22 protein-coding genes are annotated in these 26,111 nt (G+C 73.8%); 14 read left to right on the forward strand and 8 right to left on the reverse strand.

Features of this window, described 5'->3' with window-relative positions; genetic code table 11:
* Window positions 1–151: 151 nt before the first annotated feature.
* Complete coding sequence (locus tag AC07FY_RS03170; RefSeq protein WP_478999547.1) at window positions 152–784, reverse strand: TIGR03085 family metal-binding protein; 633 nt, start codon at window positions 782–784, stop codon at window positions 152–154.
* Window positions 785–876: 92 nt separating this feature from the next.
* On the opposite strand from AC07FY_RS03170, the gene hisI reads away from it, so the two are divergent.
* The 11 genes from hisI to lgt all read left to right on the forward strand — a co-directional run bounded on the left by hisI (window position 877) and on the right by lgt (window position 10,084).
* Window positions 877–1,245, forward strand: a complete 369-nt coding sequence (gene hisI / locus AC07FY_RS03175) for a phosphoribosyl-AMP cyclohydrolase (protein ID WP_478999549.1) — start codon at window positions 877–879, stop codon at window positions 1,243–1,245.
* Window positions 1,246–1,260: 15 nt separating this feature from the next.
* Window positions 1,261–2,751 carry an anthranilate synthase component I gene (locus AC07FY_RS03180; RefSeq protein WP_478999551.1) on the forward strand — a complete coding sequence of 497 codons (1,491 nt, stop codon included), beginning with the start codon at window positions 1,261–1,263 and terminating at the stop codon, window positions 2,749–2,751.
* A gap of 14 nt (window positions 2,752–2,765) precedes the next feature.
* Window positions 2,766–3,410, forward strand: a complete 645-nt coding sequence (locus AC07FY_RS03185) for a TIGR02234 family membrane protein (RefSeq protein WP_478999553.1) — start codon at window positions 2,766–2,768, stop codon at window positions 3,408–3,410.
* A 118-nt stretch (window positions 3,411–3,528) separates the two neighbouring features.
* Window positions 3,529–3,780 (forward strand): HGxxPAAW family protein, encoded by a 252-nt coding sequence (locus AC07FY_RS03190; RefSeq protein ID WP_478999554.1) that lies wholly within the window; start codon window positions 3,529–3,531, stop codon window positions 3,778–3,780.
* A 53-nt stretch (window positions 3,781–3,833) separates the two neighbouring features.
* Window positions 3,834–4,313 (forward strand): DUF2752 domain-containing protein, encoded by a 480-nt coding sequence (locus tag AC07FY_RS03195; protein WP_478999556.1) that lies wholly within the window; start codon window positions 3,834–3,836, stop codon window positions 4,311–4,313.
* A gap of 172 nt (window positions 4,314–4,485) precedes the next feature.
* A complete protein-coding gene (gene trpC, locus AC07FY_RS03200) occupies window positions 4,486–5,295 on the forward strand; it encodes an indole-3-glycerol phosphate synthase TrpC (protein WP_215146493.1) in 810 nt (269 codons plus the stop codon).
* A 7-nt stretch (window positions 5,296–5,302) separates the two neighbouring features.
* On the forward strand, window positions 5,303–5,527 hold the full coding sequence (gene trpM, locus AC07FY_RS03205) for a tryptophan biosynthesis modulator TrpM (protein ID WP_478999559.1): 225 nt from the start codon (window positions 5,303–5,305) through the stop codon (window positions 5,525–5,527).
* Window positions 5,528–5,765: 238 nt separating this feature from the next.
* The gene (gene trpB, locus AC07FY_RS03210) at window positions 5,766–7,037 is read left to right on the forward strand and encodes a tryptophan synthase subunit beta (RefSeq protein ID WP_478999560.1); all 1,272 of its coding nucleotides are present in this window, start codon (window positions 5,766–5,768) and stop codon (window positions 7,035–7,037) included.
* A complete protein-coding gene (trpA, locus tag AC07FY_RS03215; RefSeq protein ID WP_478999562.1) occupies window positions 7,034–7,873 on the forward strand; it encodes a tryptophan synthase subunit alpha in 840 nt (279 codons plus the stop codon). Before trpB ends, trpA begins: the two co-directional genes overlap by 4 nt.
* Before the next feature lie 95 nt (window positions 7,874–7,968).
* Entirely contained in the window at window positions 7,969–8,949 is a 981-nt protein-coding gene (locus AC07FY_RS03220; RefSeq protein ID WP_478999564.1) for a DsbA family protein, read from the forward strand.
* A gap of 85 nt (window positions 8,950–9,034) precedes the next feature.
* Complete coding sequence (lgt, locus tag AC07FY_RS03225) at window positions 9,035–10,084, forward strand: prolipoprotein diacylglyceryl transferase (protein ID WP_478999566.1); 1,050 nt, start codon at window positions 9,035–9,037, stop codon at window positions 10,082–10,084.
* Between the two features lie 104 nt (window positions 10,085–10,188).
* Here lgt and AC07FY_RS03230 read toward each other — a convergent pair whose 3' ends face one another.
* From AC07FY_RS03230 to AC07FY_RS03260, 7 genes are read right to left on the reverse strand one after another with little or no spacing between them, the layout of a single operon-like run.
* The gene (locus tag AC07FY_RS03230) at window positions 10,189–11,004 is read right to left on the reverse strand and encodes an HpcH/HpaI aldolase/citrate lyase family protein (RefSeq protein ID WP_478999568.1); all 816 of its coding nucleotides are present in this window, start codon (window positions 11,002–11,004) and stop codon (window positions 10,189–10,191) included.
* Window positions 11,001–12,269: a CaiB/BaiF CoA transferase family protein gene (locus AC07FY_RS03235; protein WP_478999570.1), complete on the reverse strand. Its 1,269-nt coding sequence runs from the start codon at window positions 12,267–12,269 to the stop codon at window positions 11,001–11,003. Before AC07FY_RS03235 ends, AC07FY_RS03230 begins: the two co-directional genes overlap by 4 nt.
* A complete protein-coding gene (gene rbsK, locus AC07FY_RS03240) occupies window positions 12,266–13,213 on the reverse strand; it encodes a ribokinase (protein WP_478999572.1) in 948 nt (315 codons plus the stop codon). The genes AC07FY_RS03235 and rbsK overlap by 4 nt, the downstream gene beginning before the upstream one ends.
* Entirely contained in the window at window positions 13,210–14,805 is a 1,596-nt protein-coding gene (locus AC07FY_RS03245) for an ADP-ribosylglycohydrolase family protein (protein WP_478999574.1), read from the reverse strand. The genes rbsK and AC07FY_RS03245 overlap by 4 nt, the downstream gene beginning before the upstream one ends.
* Window positions 14,802–15,950 carry an ADP-ribosylglycohydrolase family protein gene (locus AC07FY_RS03250; RefSeq protein WP_478999576.1) on the reverse strand — a complete coding sequence of 383 codons (1,149 nt, stop codon included), beginning with the start codon at window positions 15,948–15,950 and terminating at the stop codon, window positions 14,802–14,804. Before AC07FY_RS03250 ends, AC07FY_RS03245 begins: the two co-directional genes overlap by 4 nt.
* A gap of 7 nt (window positions 15,951–15,957) precedes the next feature.
* Entirely contained in the window at window positions 15,958–17,544 is a 1,587-nt protein-coding gene (locus AC07FY_RS03255) for an ADP-ribosylglycohydrolase family protein (protein ID WP_478999577.1), read from the reverse strand.
* Window positions 17,541–18,527: an ADP-ribosylglycohydrolase family protein gene (locus AC07FY_RS03260; RefSeq protein ID WP_478999579.1), complete on the reverse strand. Its 987-nt coding sequence runs from the start codon at window positions 18,525–18,527 to the stop codon at window positions 17,541–17,543. Before AC07FY_RS03260 ends, AC07FY_RS03255 begins: the two co-directional genes overlap by 4 nt.
* A gap of 247 nt (window positions 18,528–18,774) precedes the next feature.
* On the opposite strand from AC07FY_RS03260, the gene AC07FY_RS03265 reads away from it, so the two are divergent.
* The 3 genes from AC07FY_RS03265 (at window position 18,775) to AC07FY_RS03275 (ending at window position 25,888) form a co-directional block, all read left to right on the forward strand.
* The gene (locus AC07FY_RS03265) at window positions 18,775–19,506 is read left to right on the forward strand and encodes a VIT1/CCC1 transporter family protein (protein WP_478999580.1); all 732 of its coding nucleotides are present in this window, start codon (window positions 18,775–18,777) and stop codon (window positions 19,504–19,506) included.
* A 384-nt stretch (window positions 19,507–19,890) separates the two neighbouring features.
* Entirely contained in the window at window positions 19,891–24,435 is a 4,545-nt protein-coding gene (gltB, locus tag AC07FY_RS03270; RefSeq protein ID WP_478999900.1) for a glutamate synthase large subunit, read from the forward strand.
* Complete coding sequence (locus AC07FY_RS03275) at window positions 24,428–25,888, forward strand: glutamate synthase subunit beta (RefSeq protein WP_478999582.1); 1,461 nt, start codon at window positions 24,428–24,430, stop codon at window positions 25,886–25,888. Before gltB ends, AC07FY_RS03275 begins: the two co-directional genes overlap by 8 nt.
* The last annotated feature ends 223 nt before the right edge of the window (window positions 25,889–26,111 follow it).

The following is a 26,111-nucleotide window of genomic DNA, read 5'->3' on the forward strand; positions in this document are numbered from 1 at the left end:
GAGCTTCTTCTTGTTCGTTTGGGGGGAGTACATGGGGCCGGGCACCGTCCCCCCCCCCCCCCCCCCACCCCCCCCCCCCCCCCCCACCCCCCCATCCCCCCCCCCCCCCCCCCCCCCCCCCCCCCCCCCCCCCCCCCCCCGGGCCCGGCGGTCAGATGCCCAGCTTGGCAACCGTCAGCTTCGCCACGGCCTCCTTCTCGCCGTCCAGGGTGACCGCGGCGGACTCCTGGCGGCCGAAGCAGAACAGGGTCAGCTCGCCCGGCTCGCCCGTCACCGTGACCACCGGCGTGCCCTTGTGCGCCACGGCCGTCCGCCCGTCGGGGCGGCGCAGGACCAGGCCGACCGGGGAACGGCGGCCCGTCAGGCGGGCCAGCCTCTCCAGGCGGGACCACAGGGAGTCGGAGAACACCGGGTCCAGCTCCCTCGGCGACCAGTCCGGCTGGGCCCGCCGCACGTCCTCCGCGTGCACGAAGAACTCCACCGCGTTCGCCGCCTCGTCGATCTGCTTGAGTGCGTACAGCGACATCTTCGGCGGCCCGGTGCGGATCAGCCGGACGAGCTCCTCGTACGGCTTGGCCGCGTACTCCGCCATCGCCGCGTCCAGGCGGTTCTTCAGCACGTTCAGCAGCAGGCCGCCCGCCGCGTCCGGGCGGCGCTCGCGCACCACCACGTGCGCCGCCAGCTCCCGGCAGGTCCAGCCGTCGCACAGCGTCGGAGCCTCCGGCCCGGCCGCCTCCAACAGGTCGGCCAGCAGCAGTCGTTCACGCTTCGCATGGGTAGACATGCGGACCAGCCTACGGCCGGAACGCGGCGCGTGCCCGACCATCAGGCGGACGGGCGCCCGTGCCGGGCGGCGCGGCCCGGCACAATGTCCCCATGAGTACGTCCCCCCGCCCCGGCGGCCTCGATCCCGCCATCGCCGCACGCCTCAAGCGCTCCGCCGACGGCCTGGTACCGGCCATCGCCCAGCAGTACGACACCGGTGAGGTGCTCATGCTCGGCTGGATGGACGACGAGGCCCTGCACCGGACCCTGACGACCGGCCGCTGCACCTACTGGTCCCGCAGCCGGGGCGAGTACTGGGTGAAGGGGGACACCTCCGGCCACGTCCAGCACGTGAAGTCCGTCGCCCTGGACTGCGACGCCGACACCGTGCTCGTCAAGGTCGACCAGGTCGGCGCCGCCTGCCACACCGGCGCCCGCACCTGCTTCGACGACGATGTCCTCCTCCGCGACGCCGACTAGGTAGGCCCCACGCACATGGATCTCGATACGTTCCGCAAGCTCGCGGCCGACCGCCGCGTCATCCCCGTGAGCCGCAGGCTGCTGGCCGACGGGGACACCCCCGTCGGGCTCTACCGCAAGCTCGCCGCCGAACGCCCCGGCACCTTCCTCCTGGAGTCCGCCGAGAACGGCCGCTCCTGGTCCCGGTACTCCTTCGTCGGCGTGCGCAGCGACGCCACCCTGACGGTGCGGGACGGCCAGGCGCACTGGATCGGGACCCCGCCCGTCGGCGTCCCCACCGCCGGCGACCCCCTGGACGCCCTCCGCGCGACCGTCGAGGCCCTGCACACCCCACGGGACCTGGCGGGCGGCATGCCGCCCTTCACCGGCGGCATGGTCGGCTACCTCGGCTACGACATCGTGCGCCGCCTGGAGCGCATCGGGGACCACACGGCCGACGACCTCCGGCTCCCCGAGCTGACCATGCTGCTCACCTCCGACCTCGCCGTCATGGACCACTGGAACGGCACCGTCCTGCTGATCGCCAACGCGATCAACCACAACGACCTCGACACCGGTGTGGACGAGGCGTACGCCGACGCGGTGGCGCGCCTCGACGCCATGGAGGCCGATCTCGCCCGCCCCGCCCCCTACACCCCGACCCCGCTGCCCGCCTCCGAGCTGCCGGAGTTCTCCGCGCGGTGGGGCGGCGCGGCCTACCGGGCGGCCGTCGAGGACATCAAGGAGCGCATCCGGGCCGGCCAGGCCTTCCAGGTGGTGCCCTCCCAGCGGTTCGAGATGCCCTGCGAGGCCTCCGCGCTGGACGTCTACCGGGTGCTGCGGGCCACCAACCCCTCCCCGTACATGTACCTCTTCCGCTTCGAGAACGGCTTCGACGTGGTCGGCTCCAGCCCCGAGGCGCTGGTCAAGGTCGAGGACGGGCGGGCCATGGTCCACCCGATCGCCGGCACCCGGCACCGCGGTGCCACCCCGCAGGAGGACAACGACCTCGCCGAGGAACTGCTCGCCGACCCCAAGGAGCGCGCCGAGCACCTGATGCTCGTCGACCTGGGCCGCAACGACCTGGGCCGGGTCTGCGAGCCGGGCTCCGTCGAGGTCGTCGACTTCATGGGCATCGAGCGGTACTCGCACGTCATGCACATCGTCTCCACCGTCACCGGAAGGGTCGCCGCAGGCAGGACCGCCTTCGACGTGCTCACCGCCTGCTTCCCCGCGGGCACCCTCTCCGGTGCGCCCAAGCCCCGCGCCATGCAGATCATCGAGGAGCTGGAGCCCTCCCGCCGCGGCCTGTACGGCGGCTGCGTGGGCTACCTGGACTTCGCCGGCGACTCCGACACGGCCATCGCCATCCGCACCGCCCTGCTGCGCGACGGCACGGCCTACGTCCAGGCGGGCGCCGGGGTCGTGGCGGACTCGGTGCCCGCGCTGGAGGACGACGAGTGCCGCAACAAGGCCGCCGCGGTGCTGCGCGCGGTGGGAGCGGCGAACCGCCTCCACCGCTCCTGAGGGCGTAGGGGATAGTGGGGTACGTGAGCGCCGTACCCCCGCCCCCCGCCGCAGATGCCGCCGACGCCCCCGACAGCCGGAGCAGCCGCCGCAGCGTGGCCGTCGCCCTGCTGCTCGGCACCCTCGGCTCCACCGTCGTCCTGCTCGCCTCCGGCCGGGTCTGGGCCCGGGGCACCGCCGCCGTCGGCGGCGACTCCCTCGCGCTGACCGCGGACGGGCGGGCCGTCACCGGCCTGCCCGCGGCCCTGGCCATCGTCGGCCTCGCCGCCCTGGTCGCCGTCTTCGCCGTGCGCGGCCGGAGCCGGCTGCTGGTGGCGGGGCTGCTGGCGCTCAGCGGCCTGGGCGCCGCCCTGTCGGCGGTCCTCGCAGCCGACGGCCGCAGCGCCTTGGACGCGGAGGCCGCCCGTACCACCGCGGACACCGCCGCCCAGGTGGCGGGACTGTCCCAGACGGCGTGGCCGTACGTCACCGCCGCCGGGGGCGCCCTGATCCTGGCCGCCGGGCTGCTGGCCCTGCGCTTCGGCAGGAGCTGGCCCGCCATGGGCGGCCGCTACGAGCGCGACGGCAGCCCCCGCGCGCCCCGGCGGCTCGCGGTGGATCCGGACCGGCCGGAAGATCTGTGGAAGGCTCTGGACCGCGGCGAGGACCCGACCGACTGACGGACCCCCGTGGACGGCGCCCCCGCCGGGTGCGGGACAATGGGCACCGAGCGTTCGACACACCGTGACACACCGCGCGCTCGACAGAGCACCGCGACAGAGCAACGAGGAGCAACTCATGGCGGGCACAGACCACGGACACACCCCGGCCGCCTGGACCGGTGTCATCATCGCCTTCATCGGCTTCTGCGTCTCCGGCGCCTTCATGGTGCTCGCGAACCCGATCGGCTTCTGGGCCGGCCTGGTCGTGGTCGCGGTCGGCGGTGTCGTCGGCCTGGCGATGAAGGCGGCCGGCATGGGAGCCCCGAAGGGCGCCCACAAGGACCTCGCCGAGGTCATCGCGGCCTCCAAGGTCCCCGCCAAGGTCTGAGCGCGGCGCACCGGGATCCGAAAGGCGCGGCCCGTCGGGCTGCGCCTTTTGTCATGACCGGTGACAATCAGCGGGTGGACGCCCCCCGCACCCCCGATGCCCCCTCGCCGCAGCTCCCGCCCGCCGTACCGGTGACCCGGGCCCGGCGGCTGCGCGCACCGGCGCTCACGCTGGCCGCCGCCGTCGCCGCGTTTGCGTACGTAGGCACCGTGAATCCCAACGAACCGGGCCATTACCCGGTCTGTCCGCTGCTGCGGCTGACCGGCATCCTGTGCCCCGGCTGCGGCGGGCTGCGCAGCGCGTACGCGTTCGCCCACGGCGATCTGACCACTGCTTTCGGGGCAAATGCCCTCGCCGTCGCGGGGTATTTCGTCTTCGCAGGCTTCGTTCTCCTGTGGCTGGTTCGCGCCTTCCGCGGCGGGCCGGTGCCCCGGGTGGCCTTGCGGCCCCTGTACTGGTGGGGTATCGGCGGCGCGGCCCTGCTCTTCGCGGTCGTCCGGAATCTCTCTTTCGGCTCCGCGCTGGCGCCCTGAGGCCCGTGCGGGGCTTGGTCGAAGCCCCGGTTCCGGATGTCCAGTCACTGGGACGGCGTCAACCGCGTGCGGAGGGTCAGGCCCGCTGCGGATACCATTTGATTGCTGACCTTGCAGTTGTACGTGTCCGCAAGGCGGCCGAACGTCATCGACCCGGAAGGGGGCCGCTCGCGTGAGTGTGCTCGACGAGATCATCGAAGGGGTCCGCGAAGACCTTGCCGAACGGCAGGCGCGCGTGAGCCTCGACGAGCTCAAGGAGCGTGCCGCCAAGGCGCCCCAGGCCAAGGACGGCGTCGCGGCACTGCGCGGGGACAGCGTCAAGGTGATCTGCGAGGTGAAGCGTTCCAGCCCGTCCAAGGGCGCGCTGGCCGCGATCGCCGATCCCGCCGGACTCGCCGCCGACTACGAGGCAGGCGGTGCGGCGGTCATCTCCGTCCTCACCGAGCAGCGCCGTTTCGGTGGCTCGCTCGCCGACCTGGAGGCCGTCCGCGCCCGCGTGGACATCCCGATCCTGCGCAAGGACTTCATCGTCACGGCGTACCAGCTGTGGGAGGCGCGGGCCTACGGCGCCGACCTCGTCCTGCTGATCGTCGCGGCCCTGGAGCAGGAGGCCCTCGTCTCCCTCATCGAGCGGGCCGAGTCCATCGGCCTGACCCCGCTCGTCGAGGTCCACGACGAGGAGGAGGTGGAGCGCGCGGTCGCCGCCGGAGCCAAGATCATCGGCGTCAACGCCCGCAACCTCAAGGACCTCAAGGTCGACCGCTCCACCTTCGAGCGCGTCGTCCCCGAGATCCCCGCCCACATCGTCAAGATCGCCGAGTCCGGCATCCGCGGTCCGCACGACCTGATCGCCTACGCCAACGAAGGCGCCGACGCCGTCCTCGTCGGGGAGTCCCTGGTGACCGGCCGCGACCCGAAGGCGGCCGTGGCCGATCTCGTCGCCGCGGGCGCCCACCCCGCCCTGCGCCACGGGCGGAGCTGACCGCTCCATGGCCCGCCACCGCCCTTCCGTCAGCACGCTGCACCGCCCGCCGGCCTCCCGCCGCGGCCCGGTCGGCGTGCCGACGGCGCACGCGCCCCTGGCGCGCGGCTGCCGCCCCCGCGGCTGCCGCGCCCCGGCCCGGCGCGTGCACGGGCGGCGGGTCCGGTACGTGATCGGCTCCGAGCCCGGCCAGGTCAACGGCATGCGATGGCGCCCCGGCGACGCGCCGTAACGAGACCCCACGGACCGGTCGGTACGAGACGTACCGCGCCGCCTCCCGGCGGTCCCGTGCGGTCCGCCGTCCGGGCCCCGCGGGTCCGGGCGAGCGGGTCCCCGTCCGCCGCAGCGCCGACCGCCCCGGCCCCGTGAACTCCCCGGGGGTCCGGGTACGCACGGCGCGCGTGTCGCGGACGGGCGGCGCCATACGGTGAAGACCACCCGTCGCATCCCGTTCCCGTAGGAGCACCGGCATGTCCAGCCAATTCTTCATCCCGGACCCGGAGGGTCACATCCCCGACGCCGAGGGGTACTTCGGCGACTTCGGCGGCAAGTTCATCCCGGAGGCGCTCGTCGCCGCCGTGGACGAGGTCGCGGTCGAGTACGAGAAGGCCAAGGGCGACCCGGCCTTCGTGGCCGAGCTGGGCGATCTCATGGTCGACTACACCGGCCGGCCGAGCGCCCTCACCGAGGTGCCCCGGTTCGCCGGGCACGCCGGCGGGGCGCGGATCTTCCTCAAGCGCGAGGACCTCAACCACACCGGCTCGCACAAGATCAACAACGTGCTGGGCCAGGCACTGCTCACCCGGCGCATGGGCAAGACTCGCGTCATCGCCGAGACCGGCGCCGGCCAGCACGGCGTGGCGACCGCCACCGCCTGCGCCCTCTTCGGCCTCGACTGCACCATCTACATGGGCGAGATCGACACCCGGCGCCAGGCACTGAACGTGGCCCGGATGCGGATGCTGGGCGCCGAGGTCATCGCCGTGAAGTCCGGCTCGCGGACCTTGAAGGACGCCATCAACGAGGCGTTCCGCGACTGGGTCGCCAACGTGGACCGCACCCACTACCTCTTCGGCACGGTCGCCGGCCCGCACCCCTTCCCGGCCATGGTCCGCGACTTCCACCGGGTGATCGGGGTCGAGGCCCGCCGCCAGGTCATCGAGCGCGCCGGGCGCCTGCCCGACGCCGTCGCGGCCTGCGTGGGCGGCGGTTCCAACGCCATCGGCCTCTTCCACGCCTTCATCCCCGACACCGAGGTCCGCCTGGTCGGCTTCGAGCCGGCCGGGCACGGCGTCGAGACCGGCGAGCACGCGGCCACGCTGACCGCGGGCGAGCCCGGCATCCTGCACGGCTCCCGCTCCTACGTCCTGCAGGACGAGGAGGGCCAGATCACCGAGCCGTACTCCATCTCGGCCGGTCTGGACTACCCGGGCATCGGCCCGGAGCACTCCTACCTCAAGGACACCGGCCGCGCCGAGTACCGCGCGATCACCGACGACGCCGCGATGCAGGCCCTGCGGCTGCTGTCCCGCACCGAGGGCATCATCCCGGCGATCGAGTCGGCGCACGCCCTGGCCGGCGCCCTCGACCTGGGCAAGGAGCTGGGCGAGGACGGCCTGATCGTGGTCAACCTCTCCGGCCGCGGCGACAAGGACATGGACACCGCCGCCCGCTACTTCGGGCTGTACGACACCGACGGTGAAGTCGCCCGCGACGAGTTCTCCGAGGGGGACGACAAGTGAGCTCCACACACGGGCGCGGCAACATCGAGCTGCTGAGCGCCACCCTCGCCAAGGCGAAGTCCGAGGACCGCGCGGCCCTCGTCGCCTACCTCCCCGCCGGCTTCCCGACCGTCGACGGCGCCATCGAGGCGGTCAAGGCCATCGTCGCGGGCGGTGCGGACGTCGTCGAGATCGGCCTGCCCCACAGCGACCCGGTCCTCGACGGGCCGGTCATCCAGACCGCCGACGACATCGCCCTGCGCGGCGGAGTCAAGATCGCCGACGTGATGCGGACGGTCCGCGAGGCGCACGAGGCCACCGGGGCCCCGATCCTGGTGATGACGTACTGGAACCCCATCGACCGCTACGGCGTCGAGCGGTTCACCGCCGAGCTGGCGGCGGCGGGCGGCGCCGGCTGCATCCTGCCCGACCTGCCGGTCCAGGAGTCCGCGCTGTGGCGGGAGCACGCCGACAAGCACGGTCTGGCGACCGTCTTCGTCGTCGCCCCCAGCAGCCGGGACGAACGCCTGGCCACCATCACGGAAGCCGGTTCCGGCTTCGTCTACGCGGCCTCCCTGATGGGCGTCACCGGCACCCGCGAATCGGTCGGCGACGAGGCACAGGACCTGGTGCGGCGCACCCGCGCCACGGAGGGCGCCCGCCGCGGGCTTCCGGTCTGCGTCGGGCTGGGCGTCTCCAACGCCGCGCAGGCCAGGGAGGTCGCCGGCTTCGCGGACGGTGTGATCGTCGGGTCGGCCTTCGTCAAGCTGCTGCTGGACGCGCCGGACCTGGGGGCCGGGCTGGCCGCCGTGCGGTCGCTGGCGGGCGAGCTTGCGGAAGGCGTACGCAGGAGCTGACGGGAAGCGCACACCCGAACGGGTTCTGTAGCCCGATCGGGTGGAAGTGGGAGCGGGGAGGCACGCGAGTGCCTCCCCGCTTCGTTTGGCCGAGCGTGAGCGAGAAGAACGACGGTGCGAACCGCGATGCGACGAAACGATCGGCCCGCGAGCGACTCCAGGTGGAGCGCGAGCGGCAGAAGGCCCGGGACAGGCGTCGGCGGACGCTCATCGTGTCGGCGGCGGTGGTCGGCGTACTCGGCCTGGCCGCCGTCGTCGGTCTGATCGCGGCCAACACCGGCAAGGACGGCGGGGGCGCCGCGGGCCCGGTGGTCGCGCCCTCCGGAGCCACCGGAAAGGACGCCCTGGCCATCCGGACGGGCAAGGACGAGGCCAAGTCCACCCTGACGGTGTGGGAGGACTTCCGCTGCCCCGCCTGCAAGTCCTTCGAGGACAACTACCGGGACACCGTCCACGAGCTCGAGGCCAAGGGACTGCTCAAGGTCGACTACCACCTGGTCACCCTCATCGACGGCAACATGGGCGGCAGCGGCTCGCTCAAGGGGGCGAACGCGGCGGCCTGCGCGCAGGACGCCGGGAAGTTCGCCGCCTACCACGACATCCTCTTCCAGAACCAGCCGGAGGAGGTCGACGACGCCTACGGCAAGAACGCGAAGCTGCTGGAACTGGCCGCCAAGGTCGACGGACTGGACACCCCCGCCTTTCGCTCCTGCGTCGAGGACGGCACCCACAACAGCTGGGTCGCCAAGTCGCAGGAGGCCTTCCGCGAAGGCAAGTTCCGCGGCACCCCGACCGTGCTGCTCAACGGCAAGGACATCTTCTCCGACCAGGCCGATCCGGTGACCCCGCAGAAGCTGAAGGAGCAGGTCGAGGCGGCGGCCGGCGCCTCCGGCGGCGGCCCGGCGTCCCCGACGGCGGGGAAGGCCCCGTCGACCGGGGCCACGGCGGGCGCCACGACCGGGTCCACGGCCAGGGCCGGCACCCCGGGCGCGAGCGCGAGGGCTTCGCGGGAGCCGTCGGCGTCGCCGTCGAGGACGGCCGCGCGCGGCGGGTCGGACGGATCCGCGGGGAACTGAACCAGCCGTCCCGTGTGTGGATTCGGTATCGCTTGCCGGGCGGGTTGCGGTCCGCACCGCCCGGCAGGGTAGCGTCGCCTCTGCCATGGACATTGCTTACATCCCCAGTCCGTCGACCGGCGTGATCCATCTCGGACCGATCCCGCTGCGCGGCTACGCGTTCTGCATCATCATCGGCGTCTTCGTCGCCGTCTGGCTCGGCAACAGGCGCTGGGTCGCGCGCGGCGGAAAGCCGGGCACGGTCGCGGACATCGCCGTGTGGGCGGTGCCGTTCGGCCTGGTCGGCGGTCGCCTCTACCACGTGATCACCGACTACCAGCTGTATTTCGGCGAGGGCCGCAACTGGGTCGACGCCTTCAAGATCTGGGAGGGCGGCCTCGGCATCTGGGGGGCGATCGCGCTCGGCGCGGTGGGCGCCTGGATCGGCTGCCGGCTGCGCGGCATCCCGCTGCCGGCCTGGGCCGACGCCCTCGCCCCGGGCATCGCACTGGCCCAGGCCTGCGGGCGCTGGGGCAACTGGTTCAACCAGGAGCTCTACGGCAGGGCCACCGACCTCCCGTGGGCGGTGGAGATCAGCGCGGGCCCGAACCGGGACGCCGGCACCTACCATCCGACGTTCCTGTACGAGTCGCTGTGGTGCGTCGGCGTCGCGCTGCTGGTCATCTGGGCCGACCGGCGCTTCACGCTCGGCCACGGGCGGGCCTTCGCCCTGTACGTGGCCGCGTACTGCACCGGCCGCGGCTGGATCGAGTACATGCGGGTCGACGAGGCGCACCACATCCTCGGCCTGCGGCTGAACGTGTGGACCTCGATCGTCGTCTTCGTTCTGGCCGTCGTCTACTTCGTCCTGTCCGCGAAGCTGCGGCCGGGCCGCGAGGGCGTCGTCGAGCCGGATGCCCCCGGCGACAAGGGCGGCAAGGGAGACAAGGACGCCGAGGGTGCGGCTCCGGCCGACCCGGACGCGAAGTCCTCCGACGTGGACGCGAAGTCCTCTGCGGCGGAGCCCGAGGCCGCACCGGGCGCAGCGGCCGAGGCCGGACGGGGTGCCGCAGCCGAGCCCGGAGCGGGCGCGAAGCCCGAGGGCCCGGAAGGCGCCGAGCCCAAGACCGGGACTCCGCAGGCCAAGAAGCTCTGACCGCAACGGTCACGCGGAGGGGTGCCGTGCTCGAGCGCGGCACCCCTCCGCGCGTACCAGGATCTCGGCCCGGCGCGGCCCGGTCCGCGCGCCCGCAGCGCCGGTCAGCGCGCGGCCATGCGGGTGGCCAGGGCGAGGGTGCGGTGGGCGGCCGCCACCACCGCCGGGTCGACGAAGCGTCCGTCCGGCAGCGCCAGCGCCCCCGGCGTGGCCCGGGCCGCGGTCAGCACCTCCTGCGCCGCTGCCACCTCCGCCGGAGCCGGCAGGTACGCCCGCTCGATCACCGGCAACTGGCGGGGATGGATCGCCGCCCGCCCCAGGAAGCCCAGCGCGCGGCCCCGTGCGCAGGACACGGCCAGCGCCTCCAGGTCCCGGATGTCGGGGAACACCGACTGGGTCGGAGGCGCCAGCCCCGCGGCGCGGGCCGCCACCACCACGCGGGAACGGCACCAGTCCAGCCCCGGCTCCGCGCTGACCGCCAGGTCGGCCCGCAGGTCGGCCTCGCCGAGCGAGAGGCCGCGCAGCGCGGGGTGCGCACGGGCGATCTCATGGGCGCGCTCCACGCCCAGCGCCGATTCGAGCAGGGCGTGCAACCCGACCCCGGCGGTGCGGGCGGCGGCGGCGACGACCTGCTCGGGAGAGTTGATCTTGGGCAGCCGCAGACCGGCCAGGCCGTGCAGCCCGCCCAGCGCGGTCAGGTCCGCGCCACCCCAGGGGGAGTCCAGCGCGTTGACGCGGACGTGGACGGGCAGGGGCGGCCGCTCACCGAGGAGCTCGGCGGTGGCGGCGCGGGCGTACTCCTTGCGGGACGCCGGAACTGCATCCTCCAGATCCACGATGACCGCGTCCGCCCCGCAGGCGATGGCCTTGGCCACCACCGCCGGCCGGTCGCCCGGCGCGTAGAGCCAGGTCAGGATCACAGTGCCCCCTCGGTGCGCAGGGCGCTGATCTCGGCCCCGGTCAGACCCAGCTCGGTCAGTACCTGGTCGGTGTCCGCGCCGTGCGGGCGGCCCGCCCAGCGGATGCCGCCGGGGGTCTCGGAGAGCCGGAAGAGGATGTTCTGCATCCGCAGCGGGCCGAGCTCCGGGTCCTGGATCTCCGTGACCGTGTCCAGGGCCGCGTACTGCGGATCGGCCATCACGTCCCGGATGTCGTGGACCGGTGCGACGGCCGCCTGCGCCTCCTCGAACGCGGCGACCACCTCCTCGGCCTTGCGGCAGGCGATCCAGCCGCCCACCGCCTCGTCCAGGACGTGCGCGTGGGCGGCCCGCCCGGAACCGGTGGCGAACCAGGGCTCGGCGATCAGCTCCGGCCGCCCCACCAGGCGCACCACCCGCTCGGCGACGGACTGGGCGGAGGTGGAGACCGCCAGCCAGCGGCCGTCGGCGCTGCGGTAGGTGTTGCGGGGGGCGTTGTTGGTGGAGCGGTTCCCGGTGCGCGGCTGGACGAAGCCGAGCTGGTCGTACCAGAGCGGGTGCGGCCCCAGCGCCGTGAGGATCGGCTCGACGATGGCCAGGTCCACGACCTGGCCGTGCCCGGTGCGGTCCCGGCCCGCTAGAGCGGTCATCACCGCGTAGGCGCAGGTCAGCCCGGCGATGGAGTCCGCCAGCCCGAAGGGCGGCAGAGTCGGCGGCCCGTCCGGCTCCCCGGTGATCGCGGCGAAGCCGCTCATCGCCTCGGCGAGGGTGCCGAAGCCGGGGCGGTGGGCGTACGGGCCGTGCTGGCCGAAGGCCGTGACGCGGGCCAGGACCAGGCGCGGATTGGCCGTGGACAGCTCGGGCCAGCCCAGCCCCCACTTCTCCAGGGTGCCGGGGCGGAAGTTCTCGATGACCACGTCGGCGGTGGCCGCGAGGCGCAGCAGGGTGTCCCGGCCGCCGGCGGTGGACAGGTCGAGGGTGATCGTCCGCTTGTTCCGCCCGAGCAGCTTCCACCACAGGCCGATGCCGTCCTTGGCGGGGCCGTGGCCGCGGGAGGGGTCGGCGCGCAGGGGGTGCTCGACCTTGACGACCTCCGCGCCGAAGTCGCCGAGCAGGGTGGCGGCCAGCGGTCCGGCGAACAGCGTGGCGAGGTCGAGGACGCGCAGCCCCAGCAGGGGGCCGTGCCCATGGCCGTGCCCTTGGCCGTGACCTCCCGCCTGCCCCCGCCCCGGCTCCGGCGTCGCGCCCGGCTGCGGGCCGGGGTTCACGACGCGGCTCCGGATGCGGATCCGGAGGCGTCCGCGCCGTGCGGAGCCCGTTCGGCCAGGACCGCCGCCTCGGTCTCGGCGCGGGTCGGCATCGAGTCCTGGGCGCCGGGCCGCTGCACGGACAGCGCCGCCGCCGCGGAGGCCCAGCGCAGCGCCCCGGCCATCGGACGGCCTTCGCCGAGGGCCACGGCCAGCGCGCCGACGAAGGTGTCCCCGGCAGCGGTGGTGTCCACGGCACGGACCCGGGGCGCGGGCACGGACAGCGGCTCCCGGCCGCGGGCCGCGTACAGCACCCCGGCCGCGCCGAGCGTGACCACCACCTCCGGTACGGCCTCCAGCAGGGCCGCCGCGCACCGGCCCGGGTCGGTGAGCCCGGTGAGAGCGGCGGCTTCGTGCTCATTGGGCACCAGCAGGTCGGTCGAGGACAGCAGTTCGGCGGGCAGGGTCTGGGCGGGCGCCGGGGTGAGCACCGTACGGACGCCGTGGGCACGGGCCGCGCGGGCGCCGGCGAGGACGGCCTCCAGGGGGAGTTCGAGCTGCAGGAGCAGGGCGTCGGCGGCGGCGATCCTGCCCTCGTCGCCCGCCTCCAGGCCGGTGACGCGGGCGTTGGCGCCGGGGATGACGACGATGCTGTTGCCGCCTTCGTCGTCCACCGTGATGTGGGCGGTGCCGCTGGCGCCCTCGGCGGTGCGCAGGCCCGAGGTGTCGATGCCGTCGGCGGTGAGCGCGGCGCGCAGCCGTACGCCGAACTCGTCGGCCCCGACGGCGCCGATCATCACCACCCGCGCGCCGCAGCGGGCGGCGGCGACGGCCTGGTTGGCGCCCTTGCCGCCGGGGACGGTGCGGAAGGCGCGACCCGTGACGGTCTCGCCCAGGCGGGGGGCTTTGGGGACGTAGGCGACGAGGTCCATGTTCGTACTGCCGAGCACGGCGATGGCCGTCATGAGCGTGCTGCCTCCTGTGTGGTGAGCCGGTGGGTCAGGTGGGCCAGGGTGTCGAAGCCGATGCCGTCGAAGCCGGGTACGGAGGTGGAGAGCCGGTTCTTGAGGGGGGCGGACCAGCGGTGCGGGACCTCCCCGGTGATCAACGCGCAGAGGGCGCCCGCGGTGGCGCCGTTGGAGTCGGTGTCCCAGCCCCCGGCCACCGCGGAGCAGACGGAACGGGTGAAGTCGCCGTCGGCGTGGGTGAGGGCGGCCGTGATCAGGGCGGTGTTGGGGACGGCGTGCACCCAGTGGTAGTGGCCGTAGCGGGCGTGCAGGCGGTCGACGACACGCTCGAAGTCGGCTTCCTCCCGGGCGGCCCCGATGCCCCAGTGGACGGCCTCGGCGAGGCGGGAGCGGGGCGGCACGACGGCCAGCCCGGCCCGCAGCGCCGTGTGGACGTCGGCGCGGCCGGTGGCGGCGGCGGCCGTGGCGGCGGCGACGAACAGCGCGGCATAGACGCCGTTGCCGGTGTGGGTCAGGGCGGCGTCGCGGTAGGCCTGGGCCGCGGCGGCGGCCGGGTCGCCGGGGTTGGTCCAGCCGTGGACGTCGGCGCGGATGAGCGCGCCGATCCATTCCCGGAACGGATTGCGGTGGGTGGCGGTGGCGGGCGGCTCCAGCCCGAGCAGGAGGTTGCGGTAGGCGACGCGCTCGGCCGTGAAGGTCCGCCCCGCGGGCAGTTCGTCGAGCCAGAGGCGGGCGACGTCGGCGGTGGTGAAGTCCCGGCCGTGCCGTTGGAGCAGGAGCAGGCCGATCAGGGGGTAGTTGAGGTCGTCGTCCTCGGGCATGCCGTCGATGTTCTCGGCGAGGGAGGTGGGGGCGGAGCGGCGGTTCCAGGGGTGGGCGGCCAGCAGCCGCGGCGGGACCCCGCGGGCGGTGAACCAGTCGTCCAGCGGCCAGTTCCCGGCGGCCCGGGCCAGTGCCCGGATGCCGGCGAGCGGCAGCTTCTCGACGGGCTTGCCCAGCAGGCACCCCACGGCCCGCCCGGTCCACGCGGCCTCCAGTCGCCGACGCCCGTCCTCCGATGAGGGACCGACCGGCCCTCCCGGCGCCGGGCTGCCCGGCGCGCGTGCAGCGGGCGGGGGCGGGGGGTACGGGGCGCGGGGAGGGCCCGGTGGCGGTGTGCGGGCCGGCTCCCGGCCCGGGGCGGGGCTGGGCGGGGGCCAGGTCGCGCGGATGGCGGGCCAGGAGTGCGGTTCCGCGGCGGACAACGGGGAGGGGAGGTCGGCCAGCTCGTCCAGGAGACGGGTCGCCAGGGCGCGGAGGGCCGGCGGGGCCGGGACGGGGGAGGCGCCGGCCCGGGCGGGAGCCGGCCGGCCGCCCGCCGCCAGCCACGTCCGCAGCGCCGGCCCGGGATCCCGGCCATCCTCGGCCGCCTGGCGGAGCTCGTGCCCGACGAGGTCCTCCGGCTGGGCCCAGGTGAGCCGTAGCGGCGCGGCCGGCTCGGCCGGGGGGCCGGCGCCGTCCGCCGGCGGCTGCCCTCCCGCCGCGGGGCGGGGGTCCCCCCGGCCGGCGGCCGCGCCGCCCCGGCCGGGCGCCCGGCGGGCCGGGGTCATCGTGCGGTGCTGGTGATCGCGGCGAAGGCCGACTCGTGGGCGCGGCGGCGGGTCCGGTCCCGGGTGAAGACCTCGCGGGCCACCGCCGCCAGCGCCCGGGCGGGGGCGTGCAGGTCCAGCCGGCTGGACTCGGCGACCTGCTTGGACCAGGCGGCCGGAACCGCCTCCTCGCCGCCCAGGGCGCCGGCGAGCGCCCCCGCCATGGTGGCGATGGAGTCGCAGTCCCGGCCGTAGTTGACGGCGCCGAGTACGGAACCCTCGTACGCCCCGTCCGCGATCAGCAGCATCCCGAGCGCGATCGGGAGCTCCTCGATGGAGTGCAGGCGGGAGGGGCGGCGGGCGCCGAGGGAGGGGGCCCGGTAGTCGGGGCCGACCGTGTCGTAGGGGGCGACCGCCGCCCGCAGCGGGGCCAGGGCCGACTCGAAGTCCCGGTGCCGGGAGGCGACCTCCGCGACGGCGGCGACGGCCGCGCGCGTGCCGTCCTTGGCCAGGGCCAGCACGGTGTCCACCACGGAGGCGGCCGTCGCCCCGGGCCGGCACGCGGCCGCCACCGCCGCCGCGAACACCCCCGCCGCCTCCCGGCCGTAGGAGGACTGGTGGGCCCCGGCGACGTCCAGTGCCTCGGCGTACGCGCCCTCCGGATTGCCGGCGTTGACGATGCCGACCGGGGCCATGTACATCGCCGCCCCGCAGTTGACGATGTTGCCGCTGCCTGCCTCGCGGGGGTCGACGTGCCCGTAGTGCAGCCGGGCCACGATCCACTTCTCGGCGAGGAAGATCCGCTGGAGGGGCAGCGCCTCGGCCTCCAGCTCCGGGATCCACCGCGGGGTGGTCATCAGGTCCGGCACCAGGTGCTCGGCGACCGCGTAGGCGTCGAGGTGGTCGCGGACCGCCTCGTAGACCCGTACCAGGGCGTGCGTCATGAGGGTGTCGTCGGTGACGTGCCCGTCCCCTTTGTGGTAGGGGGCGATGGGGCGGGCCGTGCGCCAGTCCTCGTACCAGGGTCCGACGATGCCGTGGACCCGGCCGCCGTGCCGTTCCACGATCTGGTCGGGGCTCCAGCCCTCCACCGGGCCGCCGAGCGCGTCGCCGACGGCGGCTCCGACCAGAGCGCCTGCGGCCCGGTCCTCCAACGTGAGCGTCATGTCTGGATCATCCCTTGTACGAGGCGAGTTCCGTGCGAGCGAGGAGCGCGGCGAGTTCGACGAGATCCGTGCCGGCGAGGCGGGGCAGGACGCAGCCCGACAGGGTGCGGCAGGCTCCGCGCCAGGCGGCGGGGATCGAGTCGCCGCCGCCGAGGGCGCCGGTGAGCGCGCCGGCCAGGGCGGGCGCGGAATCCGCGACGCGGGACAGGCAGGCGGCGGCCGGGACGGCTTCGGCCGCCTTGCCGCGGGCGGCGGTCGCGAGGGCGAGGGCGACGGGGACGGTCTCGGCCGCGGCGATCCCGTAGCTGTAGACGTGGTCGACGATCTCGTGTTCGAGGGTGGGGACGATGGCGAAGGCGCCGCCGGGGCCGCCCGCGCCGGTGTGGGCACGGGCGAGCCCGACGGCGTGCCGGGCGTTGCGCCCGATCTCGGTGGACGCGGGGAGCTGCGCGAGCGCGGCGTCGACGGCGGTGTCGACCCCGGCGCCGGCCAGGGCGGCCGCGAGGGCGGCGGCCATGGCGCGGGCGCCGTGGACGCCGTCGCCGTCCTGGGTGTAGCGGGCGTCGAACTCGGCGAGGTCCGCGGCGGCGCGGGGGTCGCCGGGGTGGACGACGGCGAGCACGCAGGCGCGGACGCAGGCGGCGTCGTCGAAGAAGTGCGGGTTGTCGTGGCCGGTGGCGGGCGGGCGCAGGCCGGCGGCGAGGTTGCCGAGGCCGGCGCGTACGGAGATCCGGGCGCGCAGGGGCAGTACGGCGGACTCGACTTCGGGGGCGCGTTCCGCCGCGGCCGCGACCTCCGAGGCGAGGGCGTTCCAGGCCAGGTCGATGGCCGCGCGCATGCGGCGGGACCGGGAGAGGTCGCTGAGCAGACTTCCGGAGGCGGTGAGAACGGACTCGGCGACGAAGGCCGCCCACTCGGCGTCGTCGGAGGGGCCCAGGCGCAGGGGTTCGGGCGGCTGGTTGAGGGCGATGGGGACGGGGAGGGTGGTGGTGGCGTTCTGCTCGGCGAAGGTGTCCAGCTCGCGGGTGAGGCGGCGGGTCCACTCGGGCATCCGGCTGGCCCGGTGCCGGGCGGCGGGCCAGCCGGCCGCGTCGCCTGCGGCGAGCCCGATGAGCAGCCCTTCGATCCGCCGCCGGTCCGCGTGGCCGGTGCGGCTCACGCGGTCCGCGGGGCTTGGATGGTTCGCCGGGCTCAGGTGGTTCGTGGGGCTCACATGGTTCGCCGGGCTCACGCGGTCCGTGGGGCTCACGTGGTTCGCCGGGTTCGCCGGGTGCGCCGGGGCGGCCGGAGGCCGAGCGGCGACCCGGGCCACCGGGCCCGCCCCGTCGGCCGGGGCGGCGCGTCCGGCGGGGGCCGGGGGGATCGCCGTGCTCACCAGGGTCCAGCCCGGGATGACCGCCGGACCGTGATCGGCCACCAGCCGCACCCCGGCCGCCGCACCCGCCACACCCGCCGGAAGCGCCGGAAGCGCCGGAAGCGCCGGAAGCGCCGGGACGGCCGCGGCCGGCGGGGCCGCGTTCGCCGCGGGGGCCAGGGGGTGCGGGGGGTCGGGTCGGCGGGGGGCGTGGGGTTCGGGGCCGGGAGGCTGGGTCATCGTGGGGCCTCGTATTCCGGGGTGAGGAGGTCCGCGATGTCCAGGACGTGGTAGCCGCGCATCGACGGCAGGCAGCTGCCGCGGACCGGGCCGATCGCCGAGGACCATGCGGCGGGGATCGCGGCGGCCCCCGACAGGGCGCCGGACAGCGCGCCGGCCACCGCCGCCGTGGTGTCCGCGTCGCGGCCCATGTTCACGGCCGTCAGGACGGAGGAGCCGAAGTCGCCGGCGCAGGCGGCGAAGGCGCCGAACGCCAGGCCGACCGCCTCCGGGGCGAGGTCCGTCCAGGGGTAGCCCCCGATGACCACCGCCGAGCGCACCGCCCGTTCCCCGCGCGGGGCGGCGGTGACGGCCCGGCGCAGGGAGCGGGCCGTCCAGGAGTCGGCCGGGATCACCGACAGCGCGGCCGCGACCACCGACGCCGGCCCCGCGCCCCCCATCGCCGCGGCCACTCCCGCCGCGACGGCCTGACCGCCGTAGATGCCCTCCCCGTCGTGGCTGACGCAGCCGTCGATGGCGACCAGCCGAGCCGCCTCCGCCGGGCGGCCCGCCGCGAACACCCCGAACGGCGCCGCCCGCATGGCGAGGCCGTCCGACCACGCGTGCCGGTGCTGCGCCGAGATCGGGGCCGCCAGGCCGCGCCGCAGGTTCTCCAGGGTCCCGCGTTCGGAGAAGCCCGCGCCGCGGAAGGGGCCCTCGTCCAGGTCCGCGATCCAGTGGTGCCAGGCCCGCTCCACGTGGGAGACGGTGAGCGCGGAGCCGTGCCGGGCCAGCAGCAGTCCCGAGAAGATCGCGTACTCGGTGTCGTCCGTGCCCGCCGGGTCCTCCGACACGAACCCCTCGATCCGGCCCCACCGCGCCCGGATCTGCGACGGCTTCATGTTCTCCGCGGGGGCGCCCAGCGCGTCGCCCACCGCGAGTCCCAGCAGCGCGCCCCTGGCCCGTTCGAGGAGGACCTGCGGATTGCATGCGACCAGCTCCATGGCGCGCCTCTCCACTTGGGGGGACTCGTCAAGAGCCCCTGGGGGATTTGTGCCATGTCAGGAGGTTTGTCGCTCGTCGCGAAACACCCCGCACACGCCCCCGTCACCCGGTCGCCGCCCCGCAAAACCCCAGGTAAGTACGGCCTTCCTTGCTGGCGGGGAGCCGAATTCGTGCGTACTTTCGAGGTGTTCCGGGGGAGCGGGACGCCGTTTGACGCTCGTTCGCACAAAAGGGGAGATACACCGCATGTCCATCATCGATGTCGAAGCGCCGCTGCACACCGCCCACCGCGACAACCACACCCACCGCGACGTCAACGGTGGATGGCTGCGGCCGGCCGTCTTCGGTGCGATGGACGGGCTCGTCTCCAACCTCGCCCTCATGACCGGCGTCGCCGGCGGCGCCGTCGCCCCGCACGCCATCGTGATCACGGGCCTGGCCGGCCTCGCGGCCGGCGCCTTCTCCATGGCGGCCGGCGAGTACACCTCCGTCGCCTCGCAGCGCGAGCTCGTCCTCGCCGAACTGGACATCGAGCGCCAGCAGCTGCGCAAGCACCCGGTCGACGAGATGGAGGAGCTGGCCGAGCTGTACGTCTCGCGCGGCGTCGAGCCCCCGCTCGCCCGCGAGGTGGCCATGCAGCTGTCGCGCGACCCCGAGCAGGCACTGGAGATCCACGCCCGCGAGGAACTCGGCATCGACCCCGACGACCTGCCCTCGCCGCTGGTCGCGGCCGTCTCCTCGTTCGGCTCCTTCGCCCTGGGCGCGCTGCTCCCCGTGCTGCCGTACCTGCTCGGTGCCACCTCGCTGTGGCCCGCGGTGCTGCTGGCGCTGGCGGGACTCTTCGCCTGTGGTGCGGTCGTCGCCCGGGTGACGGCCCGTTCCTGGTGGTACAGCGGCCTGCGCCAGCTCCTCCTGGGTGGCGCCGCCGCGGGTGTGACGTACATCCTGGGAACCTGGATCGGCGGAGCCGTAGGCTGACCGCGCAGGGAGTGAGACACTATGCACCGCGCAACATAAGTAGTCCGTTACCCGTCGGTTTCGCTCAGGTGTCCGGCGGGTACCACCACAGGGCTGCGGGCAACGATGCCCGCCCCCTTGCCGGGACCTTCCACCCGTCATCGCGTCCCCGGACCCTTTGAGAGCCCGTGAAGGTCCCCCTTTTCTGCCCCGTGCAGTGTCCGCATGCTGGAATGGCATATCCGCTTCGCGGGATTGTCGTCATCATGTAATCTGCACGAAATTTCGCGGAGGGCCAACGTCGTCCCTCGGTTATGCACATATGCCACGACGACGACGGGAGAGCCGATGCGTTCCGCATCCACGCACTCCGCGACCGGCCCCAGCACCACCGCCTGGTCGCCCATGGACGGTCGCCCCGCCCAGCAGGGCATGTACGACCCGCGCAACGAGAAGGACGCCTGCGGCGTCGGATTCGTGGCGAACCTCACCGGCGAGGCCACCCACACGCTCGTTGAGCAGGCCCTGACCGTTCTGCGGAACCTCGAGCACCGCGGCGCCACCGGCTCCGAGCCGGACTCCGGCGACGGCGCGGGAATCCTCTCCCAGGTGCCGGACGCCTTCCTCCGCGAGGTGGCCGGATTCGAGCTGCCCGAGGCCGGCGCGTACGCCGTCGGCATCGCCTTCCTCCCCGCCGACGGCACCGCACAGGCCGTCGCCGTGGAGCAGATCGAGGCCGCCGCCGCCGAGGAGGGCCTGACGGTCCTGGGCTGGCGCGAGGTCCCGGTCACGCCCGACCTGCTCGGCAACGGCGCCCGCGCCACCATGCCGGCCTTCTCGCAGCTCTTCGTGTCGGGGGCGGGCGCCACCGGCATCGAGCTGGACCGCAAGGCGTTCGTGCTGCGCAAGCGCGCCGAGCGCGAGGCCGGGGTGTACTTCCCCTCGCTCTCCGCCCGCACCATCGTCTACAAGGGCATGCTGACCACCGGCCAGCTCGAGCCCTTCTTCCCGGACCTGTCCGACCGGCGCTTCGCCTCGACGCTCGCCCTGGTCCACTCCCGGTTCTCGACGAACACCTTCCCGTCCTGGCCGCTCGCCCACCCGTACCGCTTCGTCGCGCACAACGGCGAGATCAACACGGTCAAGGGCAACCGCAACTGGATGAAGGCCCGCGAGTCCCAGCTGGCGTCCGACGCGTTCGGCGACGGCGTCCTGGACCGGATCTTCCCCATCTGCACCCCGGACGCCTCCGACTCGGCCTCCTTCGACGAGGTCCTGGAGCTGCTCCACCTCGGCGGCCGGTCGCTGCCGCACAGCGTGCTGATGATGATTCCGGAGGCGTGGGAGAACCACACCTCGATGGCCCCGGCCCGCCGCGCGTTCTACAAGTACCACTCCACGCTGATGGAGCCCTGGGACGGCCCGGCCTGCGTCACCTTCACCGACGGCACCCAGGTTGGCGCGGTCCTGGACCGCAACGGTCTGCGCCCCGGCCGCTACTGGGTCACCGACGACGGCCTCGTCGTCCTCGGCTCCGAGGTCGGCGTGCTCGACATCGACCCGGCCAAGGTCGTCCGCAAGGGCCGTCTGCAGCCCGGCAGGATGTTCCTCGTCGACACCGCCCAGAAGCGGATCATCGAGGACGACGAGATCAAGGACGAGCTGGCCGCCGCCGCGCCGTACGCCGACTGGCTGGAGACCGGCGAGATCGAGCTGTCGGACCTGCCCGAGCGCGAGCACATCGTGCACACCCACGCCTCGGTCACCCGCCGCCAGCAGACCTTCGGCTACACCGAGGAAGAGCTGCGCGTCATCCTCGCGCCGATGGCCCGTACCGCCGGCGAACCGCTCGGCTCCATGGGCACCGACTCCCCGATCGCGGCCCTCTCCGAGCGCCCCCGGCTGCTCTTCGACTACTTCACCCAGCTCTTCGCGCAGGTCACCAACCCGCCGCTGGACGCCATCCGCGAGGAGCTCGTCACCTCGCTGCTGTCCTCGATCGGCCCGGAGTCCAACCTCCTGGAGCCGACCGCCGCGTCCTGCCGCAGTGTCACGCTGCCGTTCCCGGTGATCGACAACGACGAGCTGGCCAAGCTCATCCACATCAACGCCGACGGCGACATGCCGGGCATGAAGGCCGCCACCCTCTCGGGCCTGTACCGGGTCTCGGGCGGTGCCGAGGCGCTGGCCGCGCGGATCGCCGAGATCCGTACCGAGGCCGACGCCGCCATCGCGGCCGGCGCCCGCCTGATCGTCCTCTCGGACCGCCACTCGGACGCCGAGCACGCGCCGATCCCGTCGCTGCTGCTCACCTCCGCCGTGCACCACCACCTCATCGCCACCAAGCAGCGCACCCAGGTGGGCCTGCTCGTCGAGGCCGGTGACGTCCGCGAGGTCCACCACGTCGCCCTGCTCATCGGCTACGGCGCGGCCGCGGTCAACCCGTACCTCGCCATGGAGTCCGTCGAGGACCTGCTGCGCGCCGGTACCTTCCTCTCCGGCCTGGAGCCGGAGCAGGCCATCAAGAACCTGATCTACGCGCTCGGCAAGGGCGTCCTGAAGGTCATGTCCAAGATGGGCATCTCGACCGTCGCCTCCTACCGCGGCGCCCAGGTCTTCGAGGCCGTCGGCCTGAACGACGAGTTCGTCGAGACCTACTTCAGCGGCACCGCCACCAAGATCGGCGGCGCGGGCCTGGACGTCATCGCCAAGGAGGTGGCCGCGCGCCACGCCAAGGCGTACCCCGCCTCGGGCATCGCGGCCACGCACCGCGCGCTGGAGATCGGCGGCGAGTACCAGTGGCGCCGGGAGGGCGAGCCGCACCTGTTCGACCCGGAGACGGTCTTCCGCCTCCAGCACGCCACCCGCAACCGCCGGTACGACATCTTCCGGCAGTACACGGACCGCGTGAACGAGCAGTCCGAGCGCCTGATGACGCTCCGCGGCCTGTTCGGCTTCAAGAGCGACCGCCCCTCCATCCCCGTGGACGAGGTCGAGTCGGTCTCCGAGATCGTCAAGCGCTTCTCCACCGGCGCCATGTCGTACGGCTCCATCTCCAAGGAGGCGCACGAGACCCTCGCCATCGCCATGAACCAGCTGGGCGCCAAGTCCAACACCGGCGAGGGCGGCGAGGACCCGGACCGCCTGTACGACCCGGCGCGCCGCTCCTCCATCAAGCAGGTCGCCTCCGGCCGCTTCGGTGTCACGAGCGAGTACCTGGTCAACGCGGACGACATCCAGATCAAGATGGCGCAGGGCGCCAAGCCCGGCGAGGGCGGCCAGCTGCCCGGCCACAAGGTCTACCCGTGGGTCGCCAAGACCCGGCACTCCACCCCGGGCGTCGGCCTGATCTCCCCGCCGCCGCACCACGACATCTACTCCATCGAAGACCTCGCTCAGCTGATCCACGACCTCAAGAACGCCAACCCGGCCGCCCGCATCCACGTGAAGCTGGTCTCCGAGGTCGGCGTGGGCACGGTCGCCGCGGGTGTCTCCAAGGCGCACGCGGACGTCGTCCTGATCTCCGGCCACGACGGCGGTACGGGCGCCTCCCCGCTCACCTCGCTCAAGCACGCGGGCGGCCCCTGGGAGCTCGGCCTGGCCGAGACCCAGCAGACCCTGCTGCTCAACGGGCTGCGCGACCGCATCGTCGTCCAGACCGACGGCCAGCTCAAGACCGGCCGCGACGTGGTCATCGCGGCGCTGCTCGGCGCCGAGGAGTTCGGCTTCGCGACCGCGCCGCTCGTCGTCTCCGGCTGCGTCATGATGCGCGTCTGCCACCTGGACACCTGCCCGGTCGGCATCGCCACGCAGAACCCGGTGCTGCGCGACCGGTTCTCCGGCAAGCCCGAGTTCGTCGTCAACTTCTTCGAGTTCATCGCGCAGGAGGTGCGCGAGCTCCTCGCCGAGCTGGGCTTCCGCACGATCGAGGAGGCCGTCGGCCACGCCGAGCTGCTCGACACCACCAAGGCCGTCTCGCACTGGAAGGCGCAGGGCCTCGACCTGGAGCCGCTCTTCTACGTGCCCGAGCTGCCCGAGGGCGCGGTCCGCCACGCCCTCATCGAGCAGGACCACGGTCTGGAGAAGGCCCTCGACAACGAGCTCGTCGAGCTCGCGGCCGACGCGCTGAACGCCGAGTCCGCCGAGGCGGCCCTGCCGGTCCGCGCGCAGGTCTCGATCCGCAACATCAACCGGACCGTCGGCACGATGCTCGGCCACCACGTCACCAAGAAGTTCGGTGGCGCGGGCCTGCCCGACAACACCATCGACCTGACCTTCACCGGGAGCGCCGGCCAGTCCTTCGGCGCCTTCGTGCCCAAGGGCATCACCCTGCGCCTGGAGGGCGACGCCAACGACTACGTCGGCAAGGGCCTGTCGGGCGGCCGGATCGTGGTCCGCCCCGACCGCGGCGCCGACCACCTCGCCGAGTACTCCACCATCGCCGGCAACACCATCGGCTACGGGGCCACCGGCGGCGAGATGTTCCTGCGCGGCCGCACCGGCGAGCGCTTCTGCGTCCGCAACTCCGGCGCCCTGGTCGTCTCGGAGGGCGTGGGCGACCACGGCTGCGAGTACATGACCGGCGGAACCGCGGTCGTCCTCGGTGAGACGGGCCGCAACTTCGCGGCCGGCATGTCGGGCGGCGTCGCGTACGTCATCGACCTGGACCCGGCCAACGTCAACGTCGGCAACGCCGGCGCCGTCGAGACCGCGCTGTCCGACGCGGACAAGCAGTGGCTGCACGATGTGGTGCGCCGCCACGAGGAGGAGACCGGCTCGACCGTCGCCGCGAAGCTCCTCGCTGACTGGACCGCCGCGGCGGACCGCTTCAGCAAGATCATCCCGACCACGTACAAGGCAGTGCTCGCCGCCAAGGACGCCGCTGAGCTGGCCGGACTCTCGGAGTCCGAGACCACCGAGAAGATGATGGAGGCGGCGACCCATGGCTGACCCGAAGGGCTTCCTCACCACCCCGCGCGAGACCGCCTGCTCCCGTCCCGTGGCCGAACGGCTGAAGGACTGGAACGAGGTCTACGCCCCGGGCTCGCTGCTGCCGATCATCAGCAAGCAGGCCGGCCGCTGCATGGACTGCGGCATCCCGTTCTGCCACAACGGCTGCCCGCTGGGGAACCTGATCCCCGAGTGGAACGACTTCGCGTACCGCGAGGACTGGTCGGCGGCCTCCGAGCGGCTGCACGCCACGAACAACTTCCCGGAGTTCACCGGGCGGCTGTGCCCGGCCCCGTGCGAGTCGGCGTGCGTGCTGGGCATCAACCAGCCGGCCGTGACGATCAAGAACGTCGAAGTCTCGATCATCGACAAGGCGTGGGACAACGGGAACGTCACCCCCCAGCCGCCGGAGCGGCTGTCGGGCAAGACGGCCGCGGTCATCGGCTCCGGCCCGGCGGGTCTCGCCGCGGCCCAGCAGCTGACCCGGGCCGGGCACACCGTCGTGGTGTACGAGCGCGCCGACCGCGTCGGCGGGCTGCTGCGCTACGGCATCCCCGAGTTCAAGATGGAGAAGGTGCACATCAACCGCCGCATCGAGCAGATGCGCGCGGAGGGCACCAAGTTCCGCACCGGCATCGAGGTCGGCCGCGACATCACCGCCACCGACCTGCGCAAGCGGTTCGACGCGGTGGTCATCGCGGCGGGCGCCACCGTCTCGCGCGACCTGCCGGTCCCGGGCCGCGAGCTGAACGGCATCCACTTCGCGATGGAGTACCTGCCGCTCGCGAACAAGGTCCAGGAGGGCGACTTCATGGCGCCCCCCATCACGGCCGAGGGCAAGCACGTGGTCGTCATCGGCGGCGGCGACACCGGCGCGGACTGCGTCGGCACCGCCCACCGCCAGGGCGCGGCCTCGGTCACGCAGCTGGAGATCATGCCGAAGCCCGGCGAGGACCGCAGCGCCAACCAGCCGTGGCCGACGTTCCCGATGCTGTACAAGGTCACCTCGGCGCACGAGGAGGGCGGCGAGCGGGTCTACTCCGTCTCCACCACCCACTTCGAGGGCGACGAGGACGGCAACGTCCAGGCCCTGCACCTGGTCGAGGTCGAGTTCGTCGACGGCAAGCTCGTCCAGAAGCCCGGCACCGAGCGCGTCCTCCCGGCGCAGCTCGTCACCCTGGCGATGGGCTTCACGGGCACCGACCGGGCCAACGGCCTGGTGGAGCAGTTCGGCCTGGCGATGGACGCCCGCGGCAACATCGAGCGCGACGCCTCCTACGCGACGAACGTCGACGGCGTGTTCGTCGCGGGCGACGCGGGCCGCGGCCAGTCGCTCATCGTCTGGGCCATCGCGGAGGGCCGCTCGGCCGCCCGCGGGGTGGACCGCTTCCTGACGGGCACGAGCGCCCTCCCGTACCCGGTCAAGCCGACGGACCGCTCCCTGACGGTGTAACGGACCGGCGCACCACGCCGACCGGACGCCGTGCTCGCACCGCTCGGCCGTGGGCGGCCTCCCGGGCTTCGCCCGGCTGCGCCGGCCTTCGGCCGTCGGTGCGCGGCTCAGGCCGCGGCAGTACCCCTCCCTGCGGGGAGGACCCCTCATACGGTCCGCACAACGTGGTGCGGAATTCGACACCGCGCCCGCCACGACTCCTTCTTGACGCCGTGCTCGCACC

The sequence above is a fragment of the Streptomyces sp. NPDC045967 genome, assembly GCF_056430495.1.